The organism is Bartonella sp. P0282, from assembly GCF_048452985.1.
In the GTDB taxonomy this organism is placed as follows: Bacteria; Pseudomonadota; Alphaproteobacteria; order Rhizobiales; family Rhizobiaceae; genus Bartonella; species Bartonella choladocola.
Window position 1 is genome coordinate 60,014 of sequence record NZ_WTFO01000001.1, and the last position, 19,616, is coordinate 79,629.

Annotated in this window: 22 protein-coding genes and 1 other RNA gene; 17 read left to right on the plus strand and 6 right to left on the minus strand. The window is 46.5% G+C overall.

What is annotated here, in order from left to right; all coding sequences use genetic code 11:
• The first annotated feature begins 20 nt into the window (after nucleotides 1-20).
• The 5 genes from purE (at nucleotide 21) to ssrS (ending at nucleotide 3,067) form a co-directional block, all read left to right on the plus strand.
• Nucleotides 21-533 carry a 5-(carboxyamino)imidazole ribonucleotide mutase gene (gene purE, locus GQS64_RS00305; protein WP_198230303.1) on the plus strand — a complete coding sequence of 171 codons (513 nt, stop codon included), beginning with the start codon at nucleotides 21-23 and terminating at the stop codon, nucleotides 531-533.
• Entirely contained in the window at nucleotides 520-1,599 is a 1,080-nt protein-coding gene (locus GQS64_RS00310; RefSeq protein WP_198230304.1) for a 5-(carboxyamino)imidazole ribonucleotide synthase, read from the plus strand. Before purE ends, GQS64_RS00310 begins: the two co-directional genes overlap by 14 nt.
• Before the next feature lie 192 nt (nucleotides 1,600-1,791).
• A complete protein-coding gene (gene ykgO, locus GQS64_RS00315) occupies nucleotides 1,792-1,917 on the plus strand; it encodes a type B 50S ribosomal protein L36 (protein WP_075869311.1) in 126 nt (41 codons plus the stop codon).
• A 173-nt stretch (nucleotides 1,918-2,090) separates the two neighbouring features.
• The gene (locus GQS64_RS00320) at nucleotides 2,091-2,804 is read left to right on the plus strand and encodes a hypothetical protein (RefSeq protein ID WP_369805169.1); all 714 of its coding nucleotides are present in this window, start codon (nucleotides 2,091-2,093) and stop codon (nucleotides 2,802-2,804) included.
• A gap of 101 nt (nucleotides 2,805-2,905) precedes the next feature.
• Nucleotides 2,906-3,067: non-coding RNA, 6S RNA (gene ssrS / locus GQS64_RS00325), on the plus strand.
• A gap of 109 nt (nucleotides 3,068-3,176) precedes the next feature.
• Here the strand turns inward: ssrS and GQS64_RS00330 are convergent.
• Nucleotides 3,177-3,377: a hypothetical protein gene (locus GQS64_RS00330; protein ID WP_198230305.1), complete on the minus strand. Its 201-nt coding sequence runs from the start codon at nucleotides 3,375-3,377 to the stop codon at nucleotides 3,177-3,179.
• A 66-nt stretch (nucleotides 3,378-3,443) separates the two neighbouring features.
• On the opposite strand from GQS64_RS00330, the gene GQS64_RS00335 reads away from it, so the two are divergent.
• From GQS64_RS00335 to GQS64_RS00345, 3 genes are all read left to right on the plus strand, one after another.
• Entirely contained in the window at nucleotides 3,444-4,031 is a 588-nt protein-coding gene (locus tag GQS64_RS00335) for a 5-formyltetrahydrofolate cyclo-ligase (protein WP_369805170.1), read from the plus strand.
• A gap of 20 nt (nucleotides 4,032-4,051) precedes the next feature.
• Nucleotides 4,052-4,873, plus strand: a complete 822-nt coding sequence (locus GQS64_RS00340) for a TIGR00282 family metallophosphoesterase (protein WP_077993991.1) — start codon at nucleotides 4,052-4,054, stop codon at nucleotides 4,871-4,873.
• Nucleotides 4,874-5,005: 132 nt separating this feature from the next.
• The gene (locus tag GQS64_RS00345; protein WP_077993993.1) at nucleotides 5,006-5,755 is read left to right on the plus strand and encodes a YebC/PmpR family DNA-binding transcriptional regulator; all 750 of its coding nucleotides are present in this window, start codon (nucleotides 5,006-5,008) and stop codon (nucleotides 5,753-5,755) included.
• A gap of 357 nt (nucleotides 5,756-6,112) precedes the next feature.
• On the opposite strand, the gene rpmE is transcribed toward GQS64_RS00345, so the two are convergent.
• Nucleotides 6,113-6,334 carry a 50S ribosomal protein L31 gene (gene rpmE, locus GQS64_RS00350; RefSeq protein WP_075869314.1) on the minus strand — a complete coding sequence of 74 codons (222 nt, stop codon included), beginning with the start codon at nucleotides 6,332-6,334 and terminating at the stop codon, nucleotides 6,113-6,115.
• 168 nt (nucleotides 6,335-6,502) lie between these two features.
• On the opposite strand from rpmE, the gene GQS64_RS00355 reads away from it, so the two are divergent.
• Entirely contained in the window at nucleotides 6,503-8,296 is a 1,794-nt protein-coding gene (locus GQS64_RS00355; RefSeq protein ID WP_077993995.1) for an ABC transporter transmembrane domain-containing protein, read from the plus strand.
• A 48-nt stretch (nucleotides 8,297-8,344) separates the two neighbouring features.
• Nucleotides 8,345-9,667 (plus strand): NAD(P)/FAD-dependent oxidoreductase, encoded by a 1,323-nt coding sequence (locus GQS64_RS00360; RefSeq protein WP_198230306.1) that lies wholly within the window; start codon nucleotides 8,345-8,347, stop codon nucleotides 9,665-9,667.
• Nucleotides 9,668-9,781: 114 nt separating this feature from the next.
• Here the strand turns inward: GQS64_RS00360 and GQS64_RS00365 are convergent, their stop codons facing one another.
• From GQS64_RS00365 to GQS64_RS00380, 4 genes are all read right to left on the minus strand, one after another.
• A complete protein-coding gene (locus GQS64_RS00365) occupies nucleotides 9,782-10,573 on the minus strand; it encodes an inositol monophosphatase family protein (RefSeq protein WP_077973022.1) in 792 nt (263 codons plus the stop codon).
• Nucleotides 10,574-10,584: 11 nt separating this feature from the next.
• Nucleotides 10,585-11,148 carry an elongation factor P gene (efp, locus tag GQS64_RS00370; protein ID WP_077993998.1) on the minus strand — a complete coding sequence of 188 codons (564 nt, stop codon included), beginning with the start codon at nucleotides 11,146-11,148 and terminating at the stop codon, nucleotides 10,585-10,587.
• Between the two features lie 130 nt (nucleotides 11,149-11,278).
• Nucleotides 11,279-12,262 carry a tetratricopeptide repeat protein gene (locus GQS64_RS00375; RefSeq protein ID WP_198230307.1) on the minus strand — a complete coding sequence of 328 codons (984 nt, stop codon included), beginning with the start codon at nucleotides 12,260-12,262 and terminating at the stop codon, nucleotides 11,279-11,281.
• Nucleotides 12,259-12,918, minus strand: a complete 660-nt coding sequence (locus GQS64_RS00380) for a thiamine phosphate synthase (protein WP_198230308.1) — start codon at nucleotides 12,916-12,918, stop codon at nucleotides 12,259-12,261. The genes GQS64_RS00375 and GQS64_RS00380 overlap by 4 nt, the downstream gene beginning before the upstream one ends.
• A gap of 181 nt (nucleotides 12,919-13,099) precedes the next feature.
• On the opposite strand from GQS64_RS00380, the gene GQS64_RS00385 reads away from it, so the two are divergent.
• From GQS64_RS00385 to GQS64_RS00415, 7 genes are all read left to right on the plus strand, one after another.
• Nucleotides 13,100-14,326, plus strand: coding sequence for an OpgC family protein (locus GQS64_RS00385; protein ID WP_198230851.1), 1,227 nt, complete (start codon nucleotides 13,100-13,102; stop codon nucleotides 14,324-14,326).
• Between the two features lie 347 nt (nucleotides 14,327-14,673).
• Entirely contained in the window at nucleotides 14,674-15,162 is a 489-nt protein-coding gene (locus tag GQS64_RS00390) for a DUF1465 family protein (RefSeq protein WP_198230852.1), read from the plus strand.
• 75 nt (nucleotides 15,163-15,237) lie between these two features.
• On the plus strand, nucleotides 15,238-15,747 hold the full coding sequence (gene ruvC, locus GQS64_RS00395) for a crossover junction endodeoxyribonuclease RuvC (RefSeq protein WP_198230309.1): 510 nt from the start codon (nucleotides 15,238-15,240) through the stop codon (nucleotides 15,745-15,747).
• Entirely contained in the window at nucleotides 15,744-16,358 is a 615-nt protein-coding gene (ruvA, locus tag GQS64_RS00400) for a Holliday junction branch migration protein RuvA (RefSeq protein WP_198230310.1), read from the plus strand. Before ruvC ends, ruvA begins: the two co-directional genes overlap by 4 nt.
• A gap of 9 nt (nucleotides 16,359-16,367) precedes the next feature.
• A complete protein-coding gene (ruvB, locus tag GQS64_RS00405) occupies nucleotides 16,368-17,411 on the plus strand; it encodes a Holliday junction branch migration DNA helicase RuvB (RefSeq protein ID WP_077994007.1) in 1,044 nt (347 codons plus the stop codon).
• Nucleotides 17,404-17,859, plus strand: a complete 456-nt coding sequence (locus GQS64_RS00410) for a YbgC/FadM family acyl-CoA thioesterase (RefSeq protein WP_077994008.1) — start codon at nucleotides 17,404-17,406, stop codon at nucleotides 17,857-17,859. Before ruvB ends, GQS64_RS00410 begins: the two co-directional genes overlap by 8 nt.
• 201 nt (nucleotides 17,860-18,060) lie before the next feature.
• Nucleotides 18,061-18,801, plus strand: a complete 741-nt coding sequence (locus tag GQS64_RS00415; protein ID WP_077994010.1) for a transporter substrate-binding domain-containing protein — start codon at nucleotides 18,061-18,063, stop codon at nucleotides 18,799-18,801.
• Nucleotides 18,802-19,616 lie beyond the last annotated feature (815 nt).

A 19,616-nucleotide genomic window follows, 5' to 3' on the forward strand; every position in this document is an offset into this window, starting at 1 on the left:
ATAAAGGGGCAGGAAAAATTATGGGCACAGAAACACATGATGTTGCCATTATTATGGGCAGCCAATCCGATTGGGAAACAATGCGCCATGCTGCCGAAACGCTAAAAAGTCTCGGCATCGGTTATGAAGCAAGAATCGTTTCGGCTCACCGCACGCCTGATCGCTTGTACGATTTTGCCAAAGGCGCCAAAAAAGCCGGTTTCAAGATTATTATTGCCGGTGCCGGAGGTGCTGCCCATTTGCCGGGAATGACCGCCGCCATGACCAGTCTTCCGGTATTCGGTGTTCCTGTCCAGTCACGCGCATTATCGGGACAGGATTCGCTTCTTTCCATTGTACAAATGCCGGCAGGTGTACCGGTCGGAACACTTGCGATCGGCAAAGCCGGTGCCATTAATGCGGCACTTCTTGCCGCCGCTGTCCTTGCCCTTTCAAACAAGGCTCTCGCAGAGCGGCTTGACGAATGGCGCACCAACCAGACTGCCGGTGTTTCGGAATTTCCGGCCGACGAGGTAAAAAATGAAAAGTCTTGAACCAGGAGATACAATCGGCATCATCGGCGGCGGGCAACTTGCTCGCATGATGGCAAGTGCAGCGGCACGGCTCGGATTTCATACAATTATTCTTGAGCCGACGCCGGATTGTCCGGCAGCACAGACGGCCAATCGACAAATCGTGGCGAATTACGACGATGAAAAAGCCTTGGATGAACTCGCCAATTTATCCGATGTTATTACTTATGAATTCGAGAATGTTCCGGCTCGCGCCGTTGACCGGCTTGCCAAAAAAGCAACTGTTTTGCCAAAGCCCGCAGCACTCGAAGTGTCTCAGGATCGTTTTACCGAAAAGAAATTTTTGAACGACAGCGGCATAAAAACCGCTCCGTGGTTTCTTGTCGACAATCGTCAAATGCTGATTGCCGGTCTTGGCAATGTTGGCGGCAAAGGCATTCTGAAGTCACGCCGATTCGGTTATGATGGCAAGGGACAGGTACGGCTTGATAATCCGGATGAAGAAGAAATCGACAAAGCGCTTGCCGATATTGGCAATGTGCCTGCCATTCTTGAAGGATTTGTTCCGTTCAAAAAAGAAATATCGGTTATTGCCGCACGTGACTTTAAAGGCCGTGTTGCCTTTTATGATTGCCCTGAAAATGTTCACCGCGATGGAATTTTAAGGACATCCACCGTTCCGGCTTCCATTGACAAAAAAACCGCTGAAACAGCGCAAAAAGCTGCGGAAACGATTCTTCATGAACTCGATTATATCGGCGTGATCGGGGTGGAATTTTTTGTTCTGGAAGACGGCTCGGTTCTAGCCAATGAATTGGCACCGCGCGTTCATAATTCCGGCCACTGGACAGAAGCGGCTTGCCTTATCTCGCAATTCGAGCAGCATATACGTGCAGTCACCGGTCTTCCTTTGGGCAAAACAACGCGGCATAGCAATTGTGTAATGGAGAATCTGATCGGCGAGGATGTGAAACGCTTGCCCGATTTATTGGCTGAACCGCAAACTTTCATCGACCTTTATGGAAAAGCGGAGTTGAGAGCGGGAAGAAAAATGGGGCACATTATAAGGCTGACCGGTCGCCCTTGATGACAGATAAAAGGCAGGGATAAACATCTTCATTGCCTCATTCCTGATAGAATTTGCCAACAGAAACACTATTTTTACGTGATTTGCAGTTGACAAACCCTCTATCGTCAGGCTATTTGACCGACGAAATTCAAGCCCGATTACGGGACTAATCCTTTTACCCGGCGACGGGTTATACAAACGGTGATTGAAATGAAAATTAAAAATTCGCTCAGAGCGCTCAAGGGTCGTCACCGCGACAACCGCATGGTTCGCCGCAAGGGTCGTATATACATCATCAATAAGACCAACCCGCGCTTCAAAGCCCGCCAGGGTTGATTATTCGATATATGATTTAAAAAGGCTCCGTTTCGGAGCCTTTTTTATTTCCCCCGGATTTTTCCGGCATTGCTTCGGTTCGTTCATCCATATAAGATCGCCAACAAGATATGTTGCAGTTTTGAATAACAAAATCATGTGTCACAGGCGACAAGTGACAAAGAAAAACGACAGTGGCAGAGGAAATAATGTTGAAGAGATTGAAAATTCATTTTTTCATTATGTCGCTATCTATTGTAATGGCGGTGTTGCCTGCGACAGTTTTTTCCCAAGGCTTGCCGGAACTTCCACCACAAGAAGATCCTGATTCTCCGCCATTATCGCCTGAAGATATGATTCCGGAAAAACCTTCACCGGATGAAGCATTGCCCGATCTTGGAAAAGACCAGAATGCATTACAAAAAAAACAGGCTGAAATCGACCGTTTGCTCGCTGTTTTGAAACGAACGCCCGATTACAAGGAAGCGGGAAAAATAAGCCGCCAGATTCAAGGCCTGTGGGCGCAATCGGGGAGCGATACGATTGATCTTCTCATGCAATGGGCGGAAGACGCAATCAACGAGCAAGATTATGCCATGGCGCTCGATTTTCTTGATAATGTGGTCGCTTTGCAACCTGATTATGCCGAAGGTTGGGCACGTCGTGCGGCCGTTCATGTGCAATTGAATGACCTGAAACTTGCAATGAGCGATCTGAAACGTTCCCTTGAGCTGGAACCCAGAAATTATAATGCCCTGTTTCTTGTCGGGTCGATTCTGGAAATGACAGGGCGCAATAAGCTTGCGCTACACGCCTATGAAGATGCGTTGAAAATTTATCCTCAAATGCAACGCGCCCAAAAACATGTTGCCGATATTCTGGAAGAACAGACAGGGCAAGCCATCTGACTTCCAGCCAAATTGCACCAGTTCCGGATGCGGTAAAAATTACTTTTCAAAAACTACTTTGCAGACTGGTAACAGGCGGTGACTTGACCTATATTGGCGAAGGCGTTCTGCTCTTCTCGACAGGAATAACTGCATCCCCGGGGCCTTATTGATCTCTAAGGGAGCTGTCCCTGATTAGGCTCGTGGGCCTTTTCATATGGCGCCCACCTACGTTGTAGGTTTCCCGGGATCAAATACATTCCACCGGTTGCTGCGGATCGCCACTTTCTCTCTCCAAATTGTGCGGCATAAACGATAATCTTTCCACACCTATAAGCCACCGCCCGTTTCAATTTTTAGCTGCACTCCTCTTCCTGCTTCAAATTTATTTCTTCAAATCAACCTCATCACCATCTTCAAATTGTTTCGATCAATGTTGCGGGTTCGGCCTTTCCCCTGTTTTCTTGCCGATTTTCTTGCCGATGCGTGGTGATTGAAGAAATCATGGTGTTTATCGACGCGATTGACCGGTTTCCACCATTCTCTTGGCAATATTTTATAAAACAGCTTTGAAAAAACCGGATGATCGTCCATTATCGCGCATGAGTGAACCGGATTTTAACACTAAATCGCAGAGCAGCTTTTAAGAAATAAACAGAAGTGGAAAACGTTTCTCGCAATATGACCAACAACAAAAACACGCTTCGACGGGAAGCACTGGCAAAACGCGACCGGATACCGGAAAAACAACGTGTTGTCATTTCACAAAAACTCGTCGAGGAGCTTCAAAAGCTGCTCGCCATTTTGAAAGGCAAAACGGTTGCAGGGTTCTGGCCGATCAAAAGCGAAATCGACCCGCGCCCTCTCATGTCGGCCTTGAAAAAACATGGGTTCAAACTGGCTTTACCTGCGCTTATTGATAAAACGACAATGGTTTTCAGAATTTTTGAAGATGAGGGAAAACTCGTTGATATGGGTTTTGGCACAGTGGGGCCATCTGAAGACGCGCAAATTGTTGCGCCTGAGACACTTCTCGTTCCGCTTTCGGTTTTCGATAGTAAAGGAAACAGGATCGGTTATGGCGCCGGTTACTATGATCGGGCAATTGCAAGCATGAGAGAAAACGGGCATAACCCGTTATTGATCGGACTTGCTTTCGATTGTCAGGAAGTTCCATCAATACCGGCAGAGCCACACGACCAAAAATTGGCAATGATACTAACCGAAAGCGGTTTGAGGTCTTTTTAAAATATGTTTAGAGCAAAATTATGAGATTTTTATTTTTAGGTGACATGGTTGGCAAATCCGGCCGCACAGCAGTGTTCCAGAAGCTTCCCGGCCTGATATCGGGTCTCAAGCTCGACTTTGTTGTCGTTAACGGAGAAAATGCAGCTTCCGGCTTCGGCATTACCGAAAAAATCTATAATGAAACACTGGAAGCCGGTGCAAATGTTGTAACCACCGGCAACCATGCGTTCGACCAGAAAGAAACTCTGACTTTTGCCGATCATGCCGACCGGTTTTTAAGACCTGCAAATTTTCCGAAAGGGACGGCGGGCAAAGGTTCGGGTGTCTATATTGCAAAAAACGGTGCGCGTGTGCTTGTTGCCAATGTTATGGGGCGGGTATTTATGCATCCTGATCTTGACGATCCGTTCGAGGCAGCCGAACGCATTGTGGGAGAATGTCCGCTCGGCGAGCAGGCCGATGCCGTGATTTTTGATTTCCATGCCGAAGCCACAAGCGAAAAACAATGTTTTGGCCATTTTCTTGATGGTCGCGCCAGTGTGGTGGTGGGCACTCATACCCATGTTCCGACAGCCGATTATCAGATTTTCAGTGGCGGCACTGCGTTTATGTCGGATGCCGGTATGTGTGGCGATTATGATTCGTCACTTGGCATGGATAAAGAAGAACCGCTCAACCGTTTTGTTACAAAAATATCGCGTGGTCGCTATGAACCGGCGAGCGGGCCTGCAACCATTTGTGGACTTGCAGTTGAAATTTCCGACCGCACAGGACTTGCAGAAAAAGTATCTGCCTTGCGTCTTGGACCGCGATTGGAAGAATGCTTGCCGGATTTTTGGTGAAAGACGGGCAACTCTTTACCTTTTCACTCGTTTTCCGTATAAGGCGCTCATTCAGATTTTATTAGAACATTGTCCGACAGGAAACTTCGATCATTCCAAGGCTCGCTGTCGGTGAAAACCGAAAGGTGATCTATGTCAGGCCATTCACAGTTTAAGAATATTATGCATCGCAAAGGTCGTCAGGATGCGATGCGCTCGAAGATGTTTTCCAAACTCGCCCGCGAAATAACTGTTGCGGCCAAGCTTGGTGTGCCGGATCCTGCGATGAATGCCCGTTTACGCTTGGCTGTGCAGAATGCAAGAGCCCAGTCCATGCCGAAAGACAATATCGAACGGGCGATTAAAAAGGCTGCCGGTAATGATGGCGAAAATTATGAAGAAGTCCGCTACGAGGGTTACGGCCCGGCTGGTGTCGCTGTTATTGTTGAAGCTTTGACAGATAACCGCAACCGTACCGCCTCCAATGTTCGTGCCGCTTTCACCAAAGCCGGTGGTGCATTGGGTGAAACAGGTTCGGTCGGCTTCATGTTCAATCGCGTTGGCGAAATTGTTTATAAACCGGAAGCCGGCGACGCAGACAAAGTTATGGAAGCGGCCATTGAAGCAGGTGCCGATGATGTCCAGTCTGATGAAGATGGTCACGTCATTACTTGCGCTTTTGAAAATGTCGGCGAAGTTTCCAAAGCACTTGAAGCCGCACTCGGTGAAGCCGAATCGGTCAAAGTCGTCTGGAAACCATCAACGACAACGCCGATTGATGAAGAAAAAGCCGAATCGGTTCTCCGTCTGATTTCTACCTTGGAAGAAGATGATGACGTCCAGAACGTCTATGCCAATTTCGAGGTTAGTGACGAAGTCATGGCAAAGCTTGCCGCCGAATAAATTTATTCTTGAAGTTTCAAACTGGATTGTTCCGGCTTTCGGGTGTTTTTTAAACATCCCGAAGGCCGGTTTTTTATCGGAGTGCCGACTTCATCTCCCGTCTGTGGGATTTGTCTCCTGTTCAAAAGCCGGTTGCTTGTTAAAAAAACAGCCTGTTTTTCAAAAGCAGGCTTTGACCTCAAGATAGTTAGAATTTTTCTCGACCTTTATCTTCTTGCCTGCCGTGGCAACCAAGTCTTTCGATAACCGTTCCAGAGGTAGAGTTGGAAATATCGTGCATTCGAGAACAATTGCGATATTTTTAAACAATAAAAAACCCGCCGCATTGGCGGGTTTTAAAAGCAAAATAGAAACTTATTAAAGGCCGAGATTGCCAAAACGGTTTTTGAACTTGGAAACACGACCGCCGCGATCAACGAGGGTTTGTGAACCACCAGTCCAAGCCGGATGTGTTCTCGGATCAATATCAAGATTCATGGTGTCACCTTCTTTACCCCAAGTGGAGCGGGTGAAATACTCGGTGCCATCTGTCATCACAACCTTGATGGTGTGGTAATCGGGATGAATATCAGCTTTCATGACGCGAACTTCCTGCTTCTAACGGGAACGAACAGTCACATGGTGTATTTTCATGATGCCATCCGTTCATCAATTTGATAAACAAAGCCCGGACTTCACCGGACTTCGATAAAAATCTGGTGTTGCCTATACAACAGCACGAACGATAGCACAAGGGCACAATAGAATATGGATAAGAAGAACAGCATGGAAAATAGCGAAAAAAGACTATCTGCCCCGAAAAAACATAGCTTGCGTCCCTTATCAGCACTGCAACCTTATGTATTCCGCTATAAAAAACTTGCCTTTTCGGCTGCTGTTTCTTTGATTGTTGCTGCCCTTGTCATGTTGGCACTTCCCATTGCAATCCGCCGTATGCTCGATCATGGCTTTAGTTTGAGCAACGGTACAATGATAAATTCCTATTTTGCGGTGCTGTTTCTGCTTGCTGCAATTCTGGCTCTTGCTTCAGCCGGACGTTATTATTCTGTAATTACTCTGGGTGAACATGTGGTGGCCGATCTCCGGCGGGATGTTTTTTCCCATATAATCAACTTGTCACCGGAATTTTTCGACAAAGCCCGTTCCGGTGAAATTATCTCGCGCTTGTCTGCCGATACAACACAGGTAAAATCTGCTGTCGGTGCTACAGCTTCGGTTTTCTTGCGTAATATTATCATGGCCGTTGGTGCCGTTATCATGATGATTGTGACCAGTCCGAAACTGTCGGCTATGGTGCTTGTGGCAATTCCCATTGTTGTTATTCCGCTCATTGTTTTCGGCCGCAAAGTGAGAAAGAGAACCCGCCTTGCACAAGACCGTCTTGCCGATGCGACAGCACTTGCTTCCGAACAGGTGAGCGCTATTCGCACTATTCAGGCTTTTACGGCTGAACAAAATGTCAATAAACGGTTTTCCCAATTGATCGAAAGGGCTTTCCAATCGGCACGTGGCTCCATTCTGTCGCGTGCATTTTTAACCGCCTTTGCCATTTTTCTTGTTTTTGGCAGTGTTGTAGCCGTGTTGTGGATTGGCTCGAACGATGTCTTGAATAAAACCATGACGGCCGGAACATTGGGGCAATTCGTTCTTTATGCGGTTTTCGGTGCAAGTGCATTCGGCCAATTATCGGAAGTTGGTGCAGAACTCGCACAGGCAACAGGGGCTGCCGAAAGACTTGCCGAACTGCTTGTTGAAAAAACTGCAATTACTGTTCCCGCCAGCCCGTTGAAACTGCCGGAACCGGCACGGGGTGCAATCAACTTTAATCATGTCGATTTTGCCTATCCGACCAGAAAATCGCAAGCTGTCTTGCACAATTTGACATTTTCGATCAAAGCCGGAGAGACGGTTGCTTTTGTAGGCCCGTCCGGCGGTGGCAAAAGCACAATTTTCTCATTGATCTTGCGCTTTTATGACCCTGATAGCGGCAATCTTACTTTTGATGGTACGGAAATTTCCAAAGTCAAGCTTGAAGATTTACGCTCGCGCATTGCCTATGTCCCGCAGGATGTCGCCATTTTTGATGGAACTTTGCGGGAAAATATCGCTTTCGGTAATCCTTTGGCCGATAATAAAGCTATTGAAGAAGCGGCCGAGGCTGCCCATGCACTCGACTTCATTCATAATTTGAAAGACGGTTTTGAAACAGAAGTCGGCGAGCGCGGCATTACCCTTTCAGGCGGACAAAAGCAACGCATAGCCATTGCCCGCGCAATTTTGCGCAATGCTCCGCTTCTTTTGCTTGACGAAGCAACATCCGCACTTGATGCGGAAAACGAGATGCTTGTACAAAGAGCACTTGAAGGATTAATGAAAAATCGCACAACTCTGGTTATCGCCCATCGTTTGGCAACAGTTTTGAAAGCCGACAGAATTGTTGTTCTTGATAAAGGTGCTATTGTCGAAGAAGGCACGCATGACGAGCTGGTTGCTCAAAACGGCCTTTATGCGCGCTTGGCAAAACTCCAATTCTCGCATTGAAGACAATACGGCAAAAGAACATACAGGAATTAGAAAACAGGCCAGACTATGGTTCAGATTCGCGTGGAGCCCAAAATTGACGGCGTTTCAGGTTGGTTTGCCACATCGCCCGATCATGGAATAACAATTGGCAAAAGCTTTGAAGACGATAAAGACTTTGATTTTGTGATTATCGGAGCGGGCTTTATCGGCCTTTCCTTGGCTCATCGTTTGGCCGAACGGCAACCGGATACAAAGATTGCGGTCATTGATGCACTTAAAGTTGGCGAAGGCACTTCGGGGCGGAATGCCGGTTTTATCATTGATGTTCCGCACAATGTGGATGGCGGCAAAACAACCCCCGATCATGACCGGCGGCTTTATGCATTGAATAAATTTGCCATAAAGCGTTTGCATGATTTTAAAGACCATTATGCTATTTCCTGTGACTGGCAGGAAAGCGGTAAATATATGGCCGCCCGCGAAACAAATAACCTCGGCAATCTTGACCATTTTGCCGCACAACTCAAAAATGACGGGTTTGATTATCAGGATATTGCCGGAGACGATTTAGCGAAACGATTGGGAACTAGCTATTATCAACGGGCAATCTATACAAAGGGCAATGTCCTTGTTAACCCTGCCGCACTTATTCGCGGTATTGCCAAAGCCTTACCACCTTCTGTCAGCCTTTTTGAACAAACACCCGTTACAGAAATCACTTATGGTTCTAAGCATGTGATTAGAACTGCCCGCGGGCTTATTACGGCAAAATTTATCTTCGAGGCAGGCAATATTTTCAACAGTGAATTCGGCTATGAAAAGCACCGTCTTGCGCCCGTTTACACTTATGCCAGCCTGACAAAACCGCTTGATGCTAGTGATGTCGAAAAGTATTTTTCCAATGTAAAACCTTGGGGCATTACCTCGGCTCATCCGGCAGGCACAACAGTGCGCTATACACCCGACCACCGCATCTTTATTCGTAATATATTGCGTTTTGCACCAACATTGACGACTTCAAAAGATGATCTCGACTTTGCCTTGACCCATCATAGGCGTTCGTTCGAGAACCGTTTCCCTATGCTTTCCCATATTCCGTTTGAATACACATGGGGCGGAATGATTGCCGTTACGCTCAACCAGAATTATGTTTTCCATAAACCTGCTGAAAATATCATGGTTTTGAATGGCTGTAATGGCGTTGGCGTGGCAAAAGGCACATATCTCGGATTTTATGCGGCCGATTTTATTTCTGGTGATAATAATGAAGAAATCCGCTTCATTCGCGAGAACAGCCATCCGAGCTTTATTGTTCCCGATCCAATACGTTCGCTTGTTGCCCGCTACCGGTTGAAAAAAGAGCAAGCCGCCGCTGGCGGCGATTTATGAGGTGAACGTAACTCAAACGAAACACATATGTGCACGATCTTACCCCAAAAAAATTCCCGCTTTTTTTAAAGCGGGAATGGAATTTGATAGAAATTTCTGAACAAAGCTTAGCCCTTAGATCGGTTTTTTTATCGTCTTCATCAGTGCTTTATGAATAAGCTCGTTTCCGGCAACAATATTCTTTTTCCCGAAGATATTCTGCCCGCCATCCTTGTCACTGACAAAGCCACCGGCTTCCCGAACCATCAAAAGGCCGGCCGCCATATCCCATGGCTGTAGATTATCTTCCCAAAAACCGTCAAGACGACCGGCTGCAACATAAGCAAGATCAACTGCTGCCGCCCCCATACGCCGGATACCTGCCACTTCGGCCATCACATTGCGCAGTTCGACAAGATATTCGCCGTGATGACCACGACCAAGATGGGGAATACCTGTTCCGATAACGCAATCTTCAAGCTTGCGGCGATTGGCAACCCGCATGCGTCTGTCATTGAGAAACACGCCACCACCACGCTCGGCAGTGAAGAGTTCATCCATTGCGGGATTATAAATCACACCGGCAACAATCTGTCCCTGACGCTCCAATGCAATCGAAACGCCGAAAAAAGGTATGCCGTGAAGAAAATTGGTTGTTCCGTCAAGCGGGTCGACAATAAAACGATGTTGCGTGTCGCTGCCGTTGATCTCGCCCGATTCTTCCATGAGAAAACAATAATCCGGACGCGCTTTCAAAAGCTCTGTCCGGACAATATCTTCTGCGCGTCGATCGGCCTGACTGACATAATCGGCCGGCCCTTTCAAAGACACTTGAAGATTTTGTACCTCACCATAGTCACGGGCAAGCGACCGCCCCGCTTTCATTGCCGCTTGTACCATGACATTCATTATCGCTGAACGCGCCATCAAACCAATCCTTAATCTGCACGACGCAGATAAATAAGCTCGTTTGTATCCACAACCACTTTCTCGCCAGCCGAAATAAACGGCGGCACGAGAATGCGGATGCCATTTTCAAGAACGGCCGGCTTATAGGAAGAAGCAGCCGTCTGCCCCTTAACAACCGGATCCGCTTCGGTAATCGTCAATGTGACCTGATCGGGCAAATCAATACCGATCGGCTTTTCTTCATAAAGTTCAACCGTGACCTTCATGCCATCCTGAAGGAAAGCAGCACGTTCGCCAACAAAATCTTTCTGTAATTCAAGCTGCTCGAAAGTTTCTGAATCCATGAAAACGAGTGCGTCACCCTGCTCGTAAAGGAATGTATAGTCCTTTTGCTCAAGTCTTACTTTTTCAACAGTTTCAGCAGCGCGGAAACGTTCGTTCAATTTTGTTCCATCAAGCAGATTCTTCAATTCAACCTGATTGAAGGCACCGCCTTTACCCGGTTTGACGGCATTGCATTTGACTGCAACCCAAAGGCTGCCATTATGTTCAATCACATTGCCAGGGCGAATTTCATTGCCATTAATCTTCATAGTTTTCATCCGACATTAGATTATTATGGAATAAGGACATTAGAATATGCCCTCAATTAACGTGTTCAAGACCATAAAAATAGTCTTTAAGCAAGGGGCGCGGCCTCAAATTTAAGGACACGCCTGAACTTTAAAGTGTTGGCATAAGCTGTTCTGCTTTTTGGCGGGCTGTTGCCAATTGCTCATCCGACATGCCTTCCAACATAGTTTCAAGATCCGGAGCTTCCATTTTAGCCTGTTTGGCTACCATATACCAAGCTGCGGCTTTTACAATATCCCCCTCGGTTCCGATGCCATCGCGATAAAGCCTTGCCAGATTGATCTGTGCCGGCGCAATCATCTTGCTTGCATCCATTAAGAGCAAATTGAATGCACCTTCGTAATCTTGCGGACCACCGCGTCCTTCAACCATCCATTTGGCCAATGTAATTTGCGCAGGAACGTGATCTTTTGCCGAAGCTGCTTCCAGCAATTTGCGTGCATTATTATCATCACGCGGGCGTTTCGGTGTTCCTCTTGCCAGAATCTGGCTTGCTGCGAAAGCCGAGTCGGGATCACCGAGAGAGGCCCCTTTCAGAAAATAACCGAGGCTCGTTTCAAGCGCATCATCGCTTTCAGATTTGTTCAACAATAATTGGCCGTAATAGAAATAGGCTTCCGGTACACCTGCATCAACCGCGCGTTTGATATAGTCCTCGCCCATTGACGGGTCTTTGGGCACATAAGTACCGTTAAAAAGCAAAAGCCCGTAACGCAACTCAGCCTGCGGGTCGCCTTGTTTGGCAGCTCTTCCGAACCATAAGGCTGCCCGTGCCCCGTCAATTGCAACGGCATAGCCTTCCATATACATCCGCCCCAGAAGTGTTTGAGCGGTAGCATCACCTTCTTCGCCTCTTTTCAAGGCTTCCAGAAATGCCGTCTTATAATTTCCCGCAATATAATTATCATAGGCTTTGTCATATTGACCGGCTTTCAGATAATCTTCCCCTGTCTGTTTGGGTAAAACGGGTTTGGCTCCTTTATCGGAACGTGCTTCCTGAGCTTGAGCCCATTGGAAACCGGCCAAAGACGCCAATAAAACGAGGCCCAACAGTTTGCTTGCGAATATTTTCATTCGACAAGCTCCCCGTCGAAGCCGCCACTTTCTTCAATCAGGCGGGTAATCTCGCTTACACTATGCTGCGGATTGTCATGGCCGAAAACCATTTCTTCCACTGCAATAAATTCGGCTTTTGTCGCAAGAACTTCGGGAAAAGTGGCGATGTCGGAACCGGCCTGGACAATAGCCGGAATTTCCATAACTTCCGCCCACCAGGATGAAAGCGCGATGTTACGCGGATGGGGAGCCGGTTTTTTATCGGCACCGAGTTTGCCGAACATCAGATAGTCCGGCTCACATTCACCGCTTGTCATGGCCGTGTGCTTGTCGCGCAAATTGCCAAAGCCGACAATCATCGAATTGTGCCGACGATCAAGGAGGGCACGGAGTTCTTCAACCTTGCCTTCAAGATGGACGCCGTCAGCATGAATGCGTCCGGCAATCCGGCTGTCATTGGCGACAAGAAAAGCGACAGATTTTGCCTCTATTCCATCAACCAGAAGTTCCGCCTGTTGCTGTAAAAATGTAGCGTCATTTTGCGAATCATAAACAATGAGACTGGCAAAATCGCCATGATCGAGAATATCCATGAGAATATCCGCTTTTATATTGCGGCGCGTGTCAAGTGTCATCACAAGTCTTGGATATAGGCGATTTGTATCTTTACTCATGGCAATATCGTTTAGGTCTATAAAAAGGACGAATTAGGGCGAATCTAACATTTTCGTCCTAACCATTTCTTACAATGATTTCACTCTGGAAAGAAATGTGATTGTGCTTTTCTTAATTTGGACTCCAATTTGGTTTCAAATCGGATAATGACGCAGAAACAATTTTTCTTTGATGAGTGAAATGGCCAGCAGAAATTTCAATTCTTTGACGCAAGTGACAACGTCCAAAAGGGATACCCGCATTGATGTTTTTCGGGCGTTAGCGTTGTTGACGATTTTCATAAACCATGTACCCGGTACAATCTATGAATGGTTCACCCATAAACATTTCGGCTTCTCTGATTCTGCCGAAGCCTTTGTTCTGATTTCCGGAATTTCGGTCGGCCTTGCTTATGGCAGCAAATTTTTTGGCCAAAATCGCCTTATCATCTCGTTAAAGCTTCTGCGTCGGTCGGCAACACTCTATTCCGCCCATATTCTGACAACTCTGGTCAGTCTTTCCATTTTTGTCAGTGCTGCTACATTTTTTCACCGGCCGGAATTTCTGAATGTCAATAATATCCCGACCTTGCTGAAAGACCCCGCACAATCATTGCTGGGGCTTGTAACGCTTGGTCACCAGCTCGGTTATAACAATATCCTGTCGCTTTATCTTGTTTTGATTCTTGCGACACCCTTTATGCTCTATCTTGCCAATAAATCACTCAAATTATTGGTTATTTTGTCGGTTTCAATCTACATCATTGCCGGATTTTACGGCATTGCACCGCATAATTACCCGACAAAAGGCGTATGGTTTCTGAACCCGCTTTCATGGCAATTATTATTTGTTATCGGCCTTTCGGTGACACTTTATGTCAAAAGGGGTGGACGTCTCCCCTGCCACCCTTTTTTGTTGGCAAGTGCACTAGCCTACCTTGTTATTTCCTGTTTATGGGTACGCCTTGGCTGGTGGTGGATTAATCCGACAATGGGGCTTCCCGCGACGCTTACCGGTTTCAATAAAACTTTTCTTTCTCTGCCGCGGCTTTTCCATATTCTGGCTCTTGCCTATCTTATCGTTGCAATTCGTCCATTAAACCGGTTCGCAAAAGTGGATGCCAACCATCCTCTCGCCATTCTGGGAAAACATAGCCTTGCGGTTTTTGTGACGGGCACAGTTCTTGCCATGGCAGGGCAGGTTTTGAAGGTCGTCAATCCGGGCGGTCTTTATTATGATACACTCTTGTTGACCACCGGCATTGTTATCCAATTTGCAGTTGCCTACTATTTTGAATGGGTAAAAATTGCCACAAAAGAACTTGAAGCCGGTGTTAAAACCTATAACCGCCCGATTGCTCCGGCAATGATAGAGACAAAGAAGGTCGCAACAGGCGATATTGCCGACCAAGGCTGGCAGAAAGCCTGAAACAGGATCAAGCCTTATAAAAGCTGTTTGGCAGAATTGACATTCGTGCTGTCAAAGAACCGGATAGCGCTTTCACAGGGTGAAGTTCGGGAAATATCGGCAAAACCGCCCATTGATTGCTTTGTCAAATGATAAAAGCCAAAGCTATCGGTCTGCTTTTGAAGCGTTAACCTTGCATTAAGGAATTCGTTGCGAAAACAATCGAAAGAGTGCAATTTCCCTTTGGTTCAAAAAACGATGGGGACAATTGGGGGAGACCATCTTTATTTGGCTATTATAAACATAATAAATTCGGAAAACGGGTTGGAGTGTGAAGATTGCATCCGCAGGATTTTCATAATGACAACATGATTGTCATGTTCGAGCACGGAGCGTTCGACAGTGCGTTTTCGCGTCTTTATGACGAGGGAATGTCGTTGATTGAAAAAACTGCTTCCTATATTGACGGTGACGGAAAAGTCGCCTCGCGGAACCTTTCCGGAGAAGCCTCTTCACTTTATGCTGCCGAAGCAATGCGTATGAGCACGCGGCTGATGCAGGTGGCTTCGTGGCTGTTGTTGTTTCGTGCAGCACGCGAAAAAGAAATGTCGAAAGATCAAATAGCTCAGGAAAAAGCCAAAGTCAGCCTTAACACGCCCTCTCTTATTGGCGAAAACGAACATTGGCAGGAATTGCCGGACGAATTCAAACAACTTGTCGAGCTATCGTTGCGTATAGAAGAACGCGTACGCCATATGGATCATGATGTCGAAAGCGCTTTAACCAATGAAAATGGCGATGGCAATCCCGTTAACAAGCAAATCGAAATGCTGAAAGCCGTTTTTCAGCATAATTAACCCGCTGTTCATTCTGTTTCCTTTTTGTTCACAATCAACTATAACAATCGGGTCGAAACTTTTATATTGCGAAGTATGGGTGAAGCGATTCGTATTATAGGTATTGATCCCGGTTTGAGACGTACAGGCTATGGTGTCATTGAAACACTGGGAAATAATCTGAAATTTATAACTTCCGGTACCATCAGATCGGATGACCAGTTGAGTTTGGCTTCGAGATTATCGACGCTTTATGATGGTTTAACGGAAATTATTCATCATTATATGCCACTAGAAGCTGCCGTCGAGCAGACTTTTGTGAATAAGGATGCAACAGCCACACTTAAACTTGGACAAGCGCGCGGCATTGCCTTGTTGGCACCGGCTCAAGCCGGCTTGCCGGTTGCCGAATATGCGCCGAATTCGATCAAGAAGGCGGTTATCGGCGTTGGACATGGTGAAAAACAACAAATTCATATGATGGTAAAAGTCCTGATGCCGCGCGCCAATTTCGATTCAAGTGACGCAGCCGATGCTTTGGCAATTGCCATATGTCATGCCCATAACCGTAACAGTCTTGAAAAACGCTTGAAGGCTTTGGCATGATTGGAAAATTGAAGGGTATTATTGACGAAATCGATGCCGATCACCTGATCGTTGATGTTCATGGCGTCGGTTATATCGTGTTTGCAAGCCCACGCCTTCTTGGAAGCCTGACGGGCATTGGCGAAGCTGTAACCCTCTTTATCGAAACGCAGGTACGCGAAGACGCCATCAAACTTTTCGGCTTTGCAACAAAAGCGGAAAAACAATGGTTTGCGCTGTTGCAAACAGTTCAGGGAGTGGGCGCGAAGGTAGCCCTTGCTCTTGTCGGAACATTGTCTACTTCAGAAATTGCCAACGCAATTGCTTTGAAAGATATTGCCATGATCTGCCGTGCTCCGGGTGTCGGCAAAAAAGTGGCAGAACGTATAGTCACAGAACTGAAAAACAAAATTCCCGAATTTACCGGCAGTAACAAGAATATAACCTTGAAGCAGGAAATTGGAGAGGGAAATTCTTCACAAGCAATTCTGGATGCGGTTTCTGCATTGGAAAATCTTGGCTATTCGCGCGATCAGGCTGCCAATGCCGTTCAAAGTGCATTGCGTCAGGCGGGTGATAATGCTGATTCCGCCAAGCTGATAAAGCTTGGTTTAAAGGAACTTTCAAGGTAAGCTCGCAGAATGGATAACAACAAACGCCTGATTTCAGCCGATAAACGCGATGAAGATGGAGACATTTCTTTACGTCCCCAATGTCTTGATGATTTTGTCGGTCAGGAAGTTGCGCGGGCAAATCTGAAAGTCTTTATTGAAGCTGCCAAAAGCCGTAATGAAGCTTTGGATCATGTTTTGTTCGTCGGCCCTCCCGGCCTTGGAAAGACAACGCTTGCGCAAATTATGGCAAAAGAACTTGGTGTCAATTTCCATTCGACATCCGGTCCGGTGATCGCCAAGGCTGGCGACCTTGCCGCGCTTTTGACAAATCTGGAGGAACGCGACGTTCTTTTCATAGATGAAATTCATCGTTTGAGCCCCGCCGTTGAAGAAATCCTCTATCCTGCCATGGAAGATTTCCAGCTTGATCTTATTATTGGTGAAGGGCCTGCCGCACGTTCCGTCAAAATTGATCTTTCAAAATTTACCCTTGTTGCAGCAACGACGAGACTTGGCTTGCTGACAACCCCCTTGCGTGATCGTTTCGGTATTCCGATCAGGCTCAATTTTTATACTGTTGACGAGCTTGAACACATTGTCAAACGCAATGCCCATATTTTGCAAATGCCGATTGCCGAGGATGGCGCAAGAGAAATTGCACGCCGTGCGCGTGGCACACCGCGTATTGCCGGCCGTCTTTTGCGTCGGGTCAGGGATTTTGCCTCTGTCGCCGGAGCACAAACAATAGACAGAGACATTGCCAACGAGGCTTTGTTGCGTCTGGAAGTCGACCAGCTCGGTCTTGACCAGCTCGACCGGCGCTATCTTGGAATGATTGCTGAAAATTTTGGTGGTGGACCGGTCGGCATCGAAACAATTGCAGCCGGCTTATCCGAGCCTCGCGACGCAATTGAAGATATTATCGAACCCTATCTTATCCAGCAAGGATTCATACAAAGAACTCCAAGGGGAAGAATAATGACTGCAAAAGCGTGGACGCATATGGGGTTAAATCCTCCGAAGTCCATGGATCAAATGCAAACGAACCTGTTTGGCGAATCCGATGATTGAGAATGTTCCTTTTTGTGGCGAATTTATCGGTCATGTGCACCATCTTTTCGCTCGTGTCTATTTTGCCGACACGGATTTTACCGGCGTCGTCTACCATGCCCGTTATCTTGAATTTCTGGAGCGTGGACGTTCCGAATTTATAAGATTAAGTCTGCGTAACCATAAAGAACTGGCAAATGGTGAGCAAAGTGAAAAATCGGGCTGGGTTGTGCATAAAATGGCTATTAGTTACCATAAATCCGCCCATTTTGACGATATACTAAATATCCGGACGAGTATAATAAAAATGGGAGGGGCACGCCTCGTAATGGCTCAAAAAATTTTCCGGGAAGATGTATTGCTTGTTTCTGCCGAAGTTCAATTGGCGTTAGTCAATTCACAAGGATTTCCGCAACGCATACCGGATGAATTTATAGAAAGCTGGAATGTGATGATTGCAGGAAAATAATTTTTTTAAATTCTTATCACTGCATTAGAATTGTTCTAAATTTTATTTTTAAGGATATAAGTATATTTTAATGTTCTTCATGTTTGTTCCTTTTATTCTATTATTGAGTATATCAAGCAATTTTATTGTTAGGATATTGCTTGAGGATAAAGGCGTACTTTTTGTACGTTCTGATCGTCTTTCAAATTCAGGGAGTTGGGTATGACTTTCAGGTTTATATTTAAAGTTGTCATTTGCGTGACAGCTTTAAGCTTTATAAAACTTGCACAAGCTCAGGAAGTTCGATTTGCAACCGATAATAATCACGTTCCATTCAGCTATATGCAAGATGGAAAAATTAACGGTTTCGATGTAGATCTTTGGGATGCAATTGCCCGTGATATGGGTGTCAAATATAAAGTAACACCGATGGATTTTTCGACAATCATGTCGGACGTTCACATCGGCCAGATTGATGTTGCTATGGCGGGATTAGCCATTACCAGAACGCGGACGAACGTTGTCGATTTTTCCAAGCCTTATTATGCAGGTGGTCTGATCTTGTTGGTTCGCAATGATAGCAATATCAAATCAATTGATGATTTAAAGGAAAAAACGATTGCAATAAAGAACGGAACGAGTGCTTTTCCTTATGCAATCGAACATCTGCCGAATACCGAGCGTCGTCTGTATTCCGAAATAGACGGGGCGTTCAAGGATCTTCTGGAAGGCAATGTCGATGCTGTGTTATATGATACGCCTGCTTTGTTGAATTATGCAGCAACGACCGGCAAAGGCAAAGTCAAGACTGTCGGAGACGATCTTGAACAACAGAATTATGGTGCGGCTTTCCCCCAAGGTAGCCAGTTGGTGACGCGTTATAACACTGCTCTCGATCACCTGAAAGAAAATGGTACATATGCAACGATTTATAAAAAATGGTTCGGCATTGATCCGCACTGATAGCGAGACCCGAAAATCCCGAAAATAAAATTTTTTAAAGCGCTTATAGAATTGCGTTTTTACTCGTCCGGCACTCGTTTGATATTTCGCGTTTAATGGTAAAAATCTCTTCGGTACGTATTTGTTACAGTTAATTGCGCCGCAGCGGAGCGGGCGCCATTTTCAGTTGCACCTTAACGTCGATAGTCTGTTTTTCCATGTTATTAAACGTCAATGTGAAACCACTGACAAATGTCTTTATTTCTTGAACTGTAAATCTACTGCCGACGACTTTCCAAAATAAGTCGAATGACTCTTCGGGAAAATTCCTGCCACCCTTATTTTTCCATTTTTGCCGTTTGAAAATTGGAATGGCGACCAAATATCAAGCAGGATTCATAACAGCTCCCAATCTCGCTACAGCCCCGCTGCTACTTTCCTCCTTAGCCTGCTATAGCTTTCCCGTTCTGCTAATGTCGTCGCATCCGGCTACTGTCCTCGATCTCGCTACAGCCCCCCTATCCTCTACCCTCCGCCCAACGAGTTATAACTTTCCCGTCCTGCTATTGCCGTCGTATCCGGCTACTGTCCTCAATCTCGCTACAGCCCCCACCCTCTACCGCCCGCCCAACGAGTTATAGCTCCCCGTTCCACTAATGTCGTCGCATCCGGCTACTGTTCTCGCTCTCGCTAAAGCCCCCCCTATCCTCTACCCTCCGCCCAACCAGTTATAGCCGCCCGTTCTGCTACTGCCCTCCCATGCAGCTACTGTCCTCGCTCTCGCTACAGTCCCCATCCTCTACCGCCCGCCCAACGAGTTATAGCCGCCCATTCTG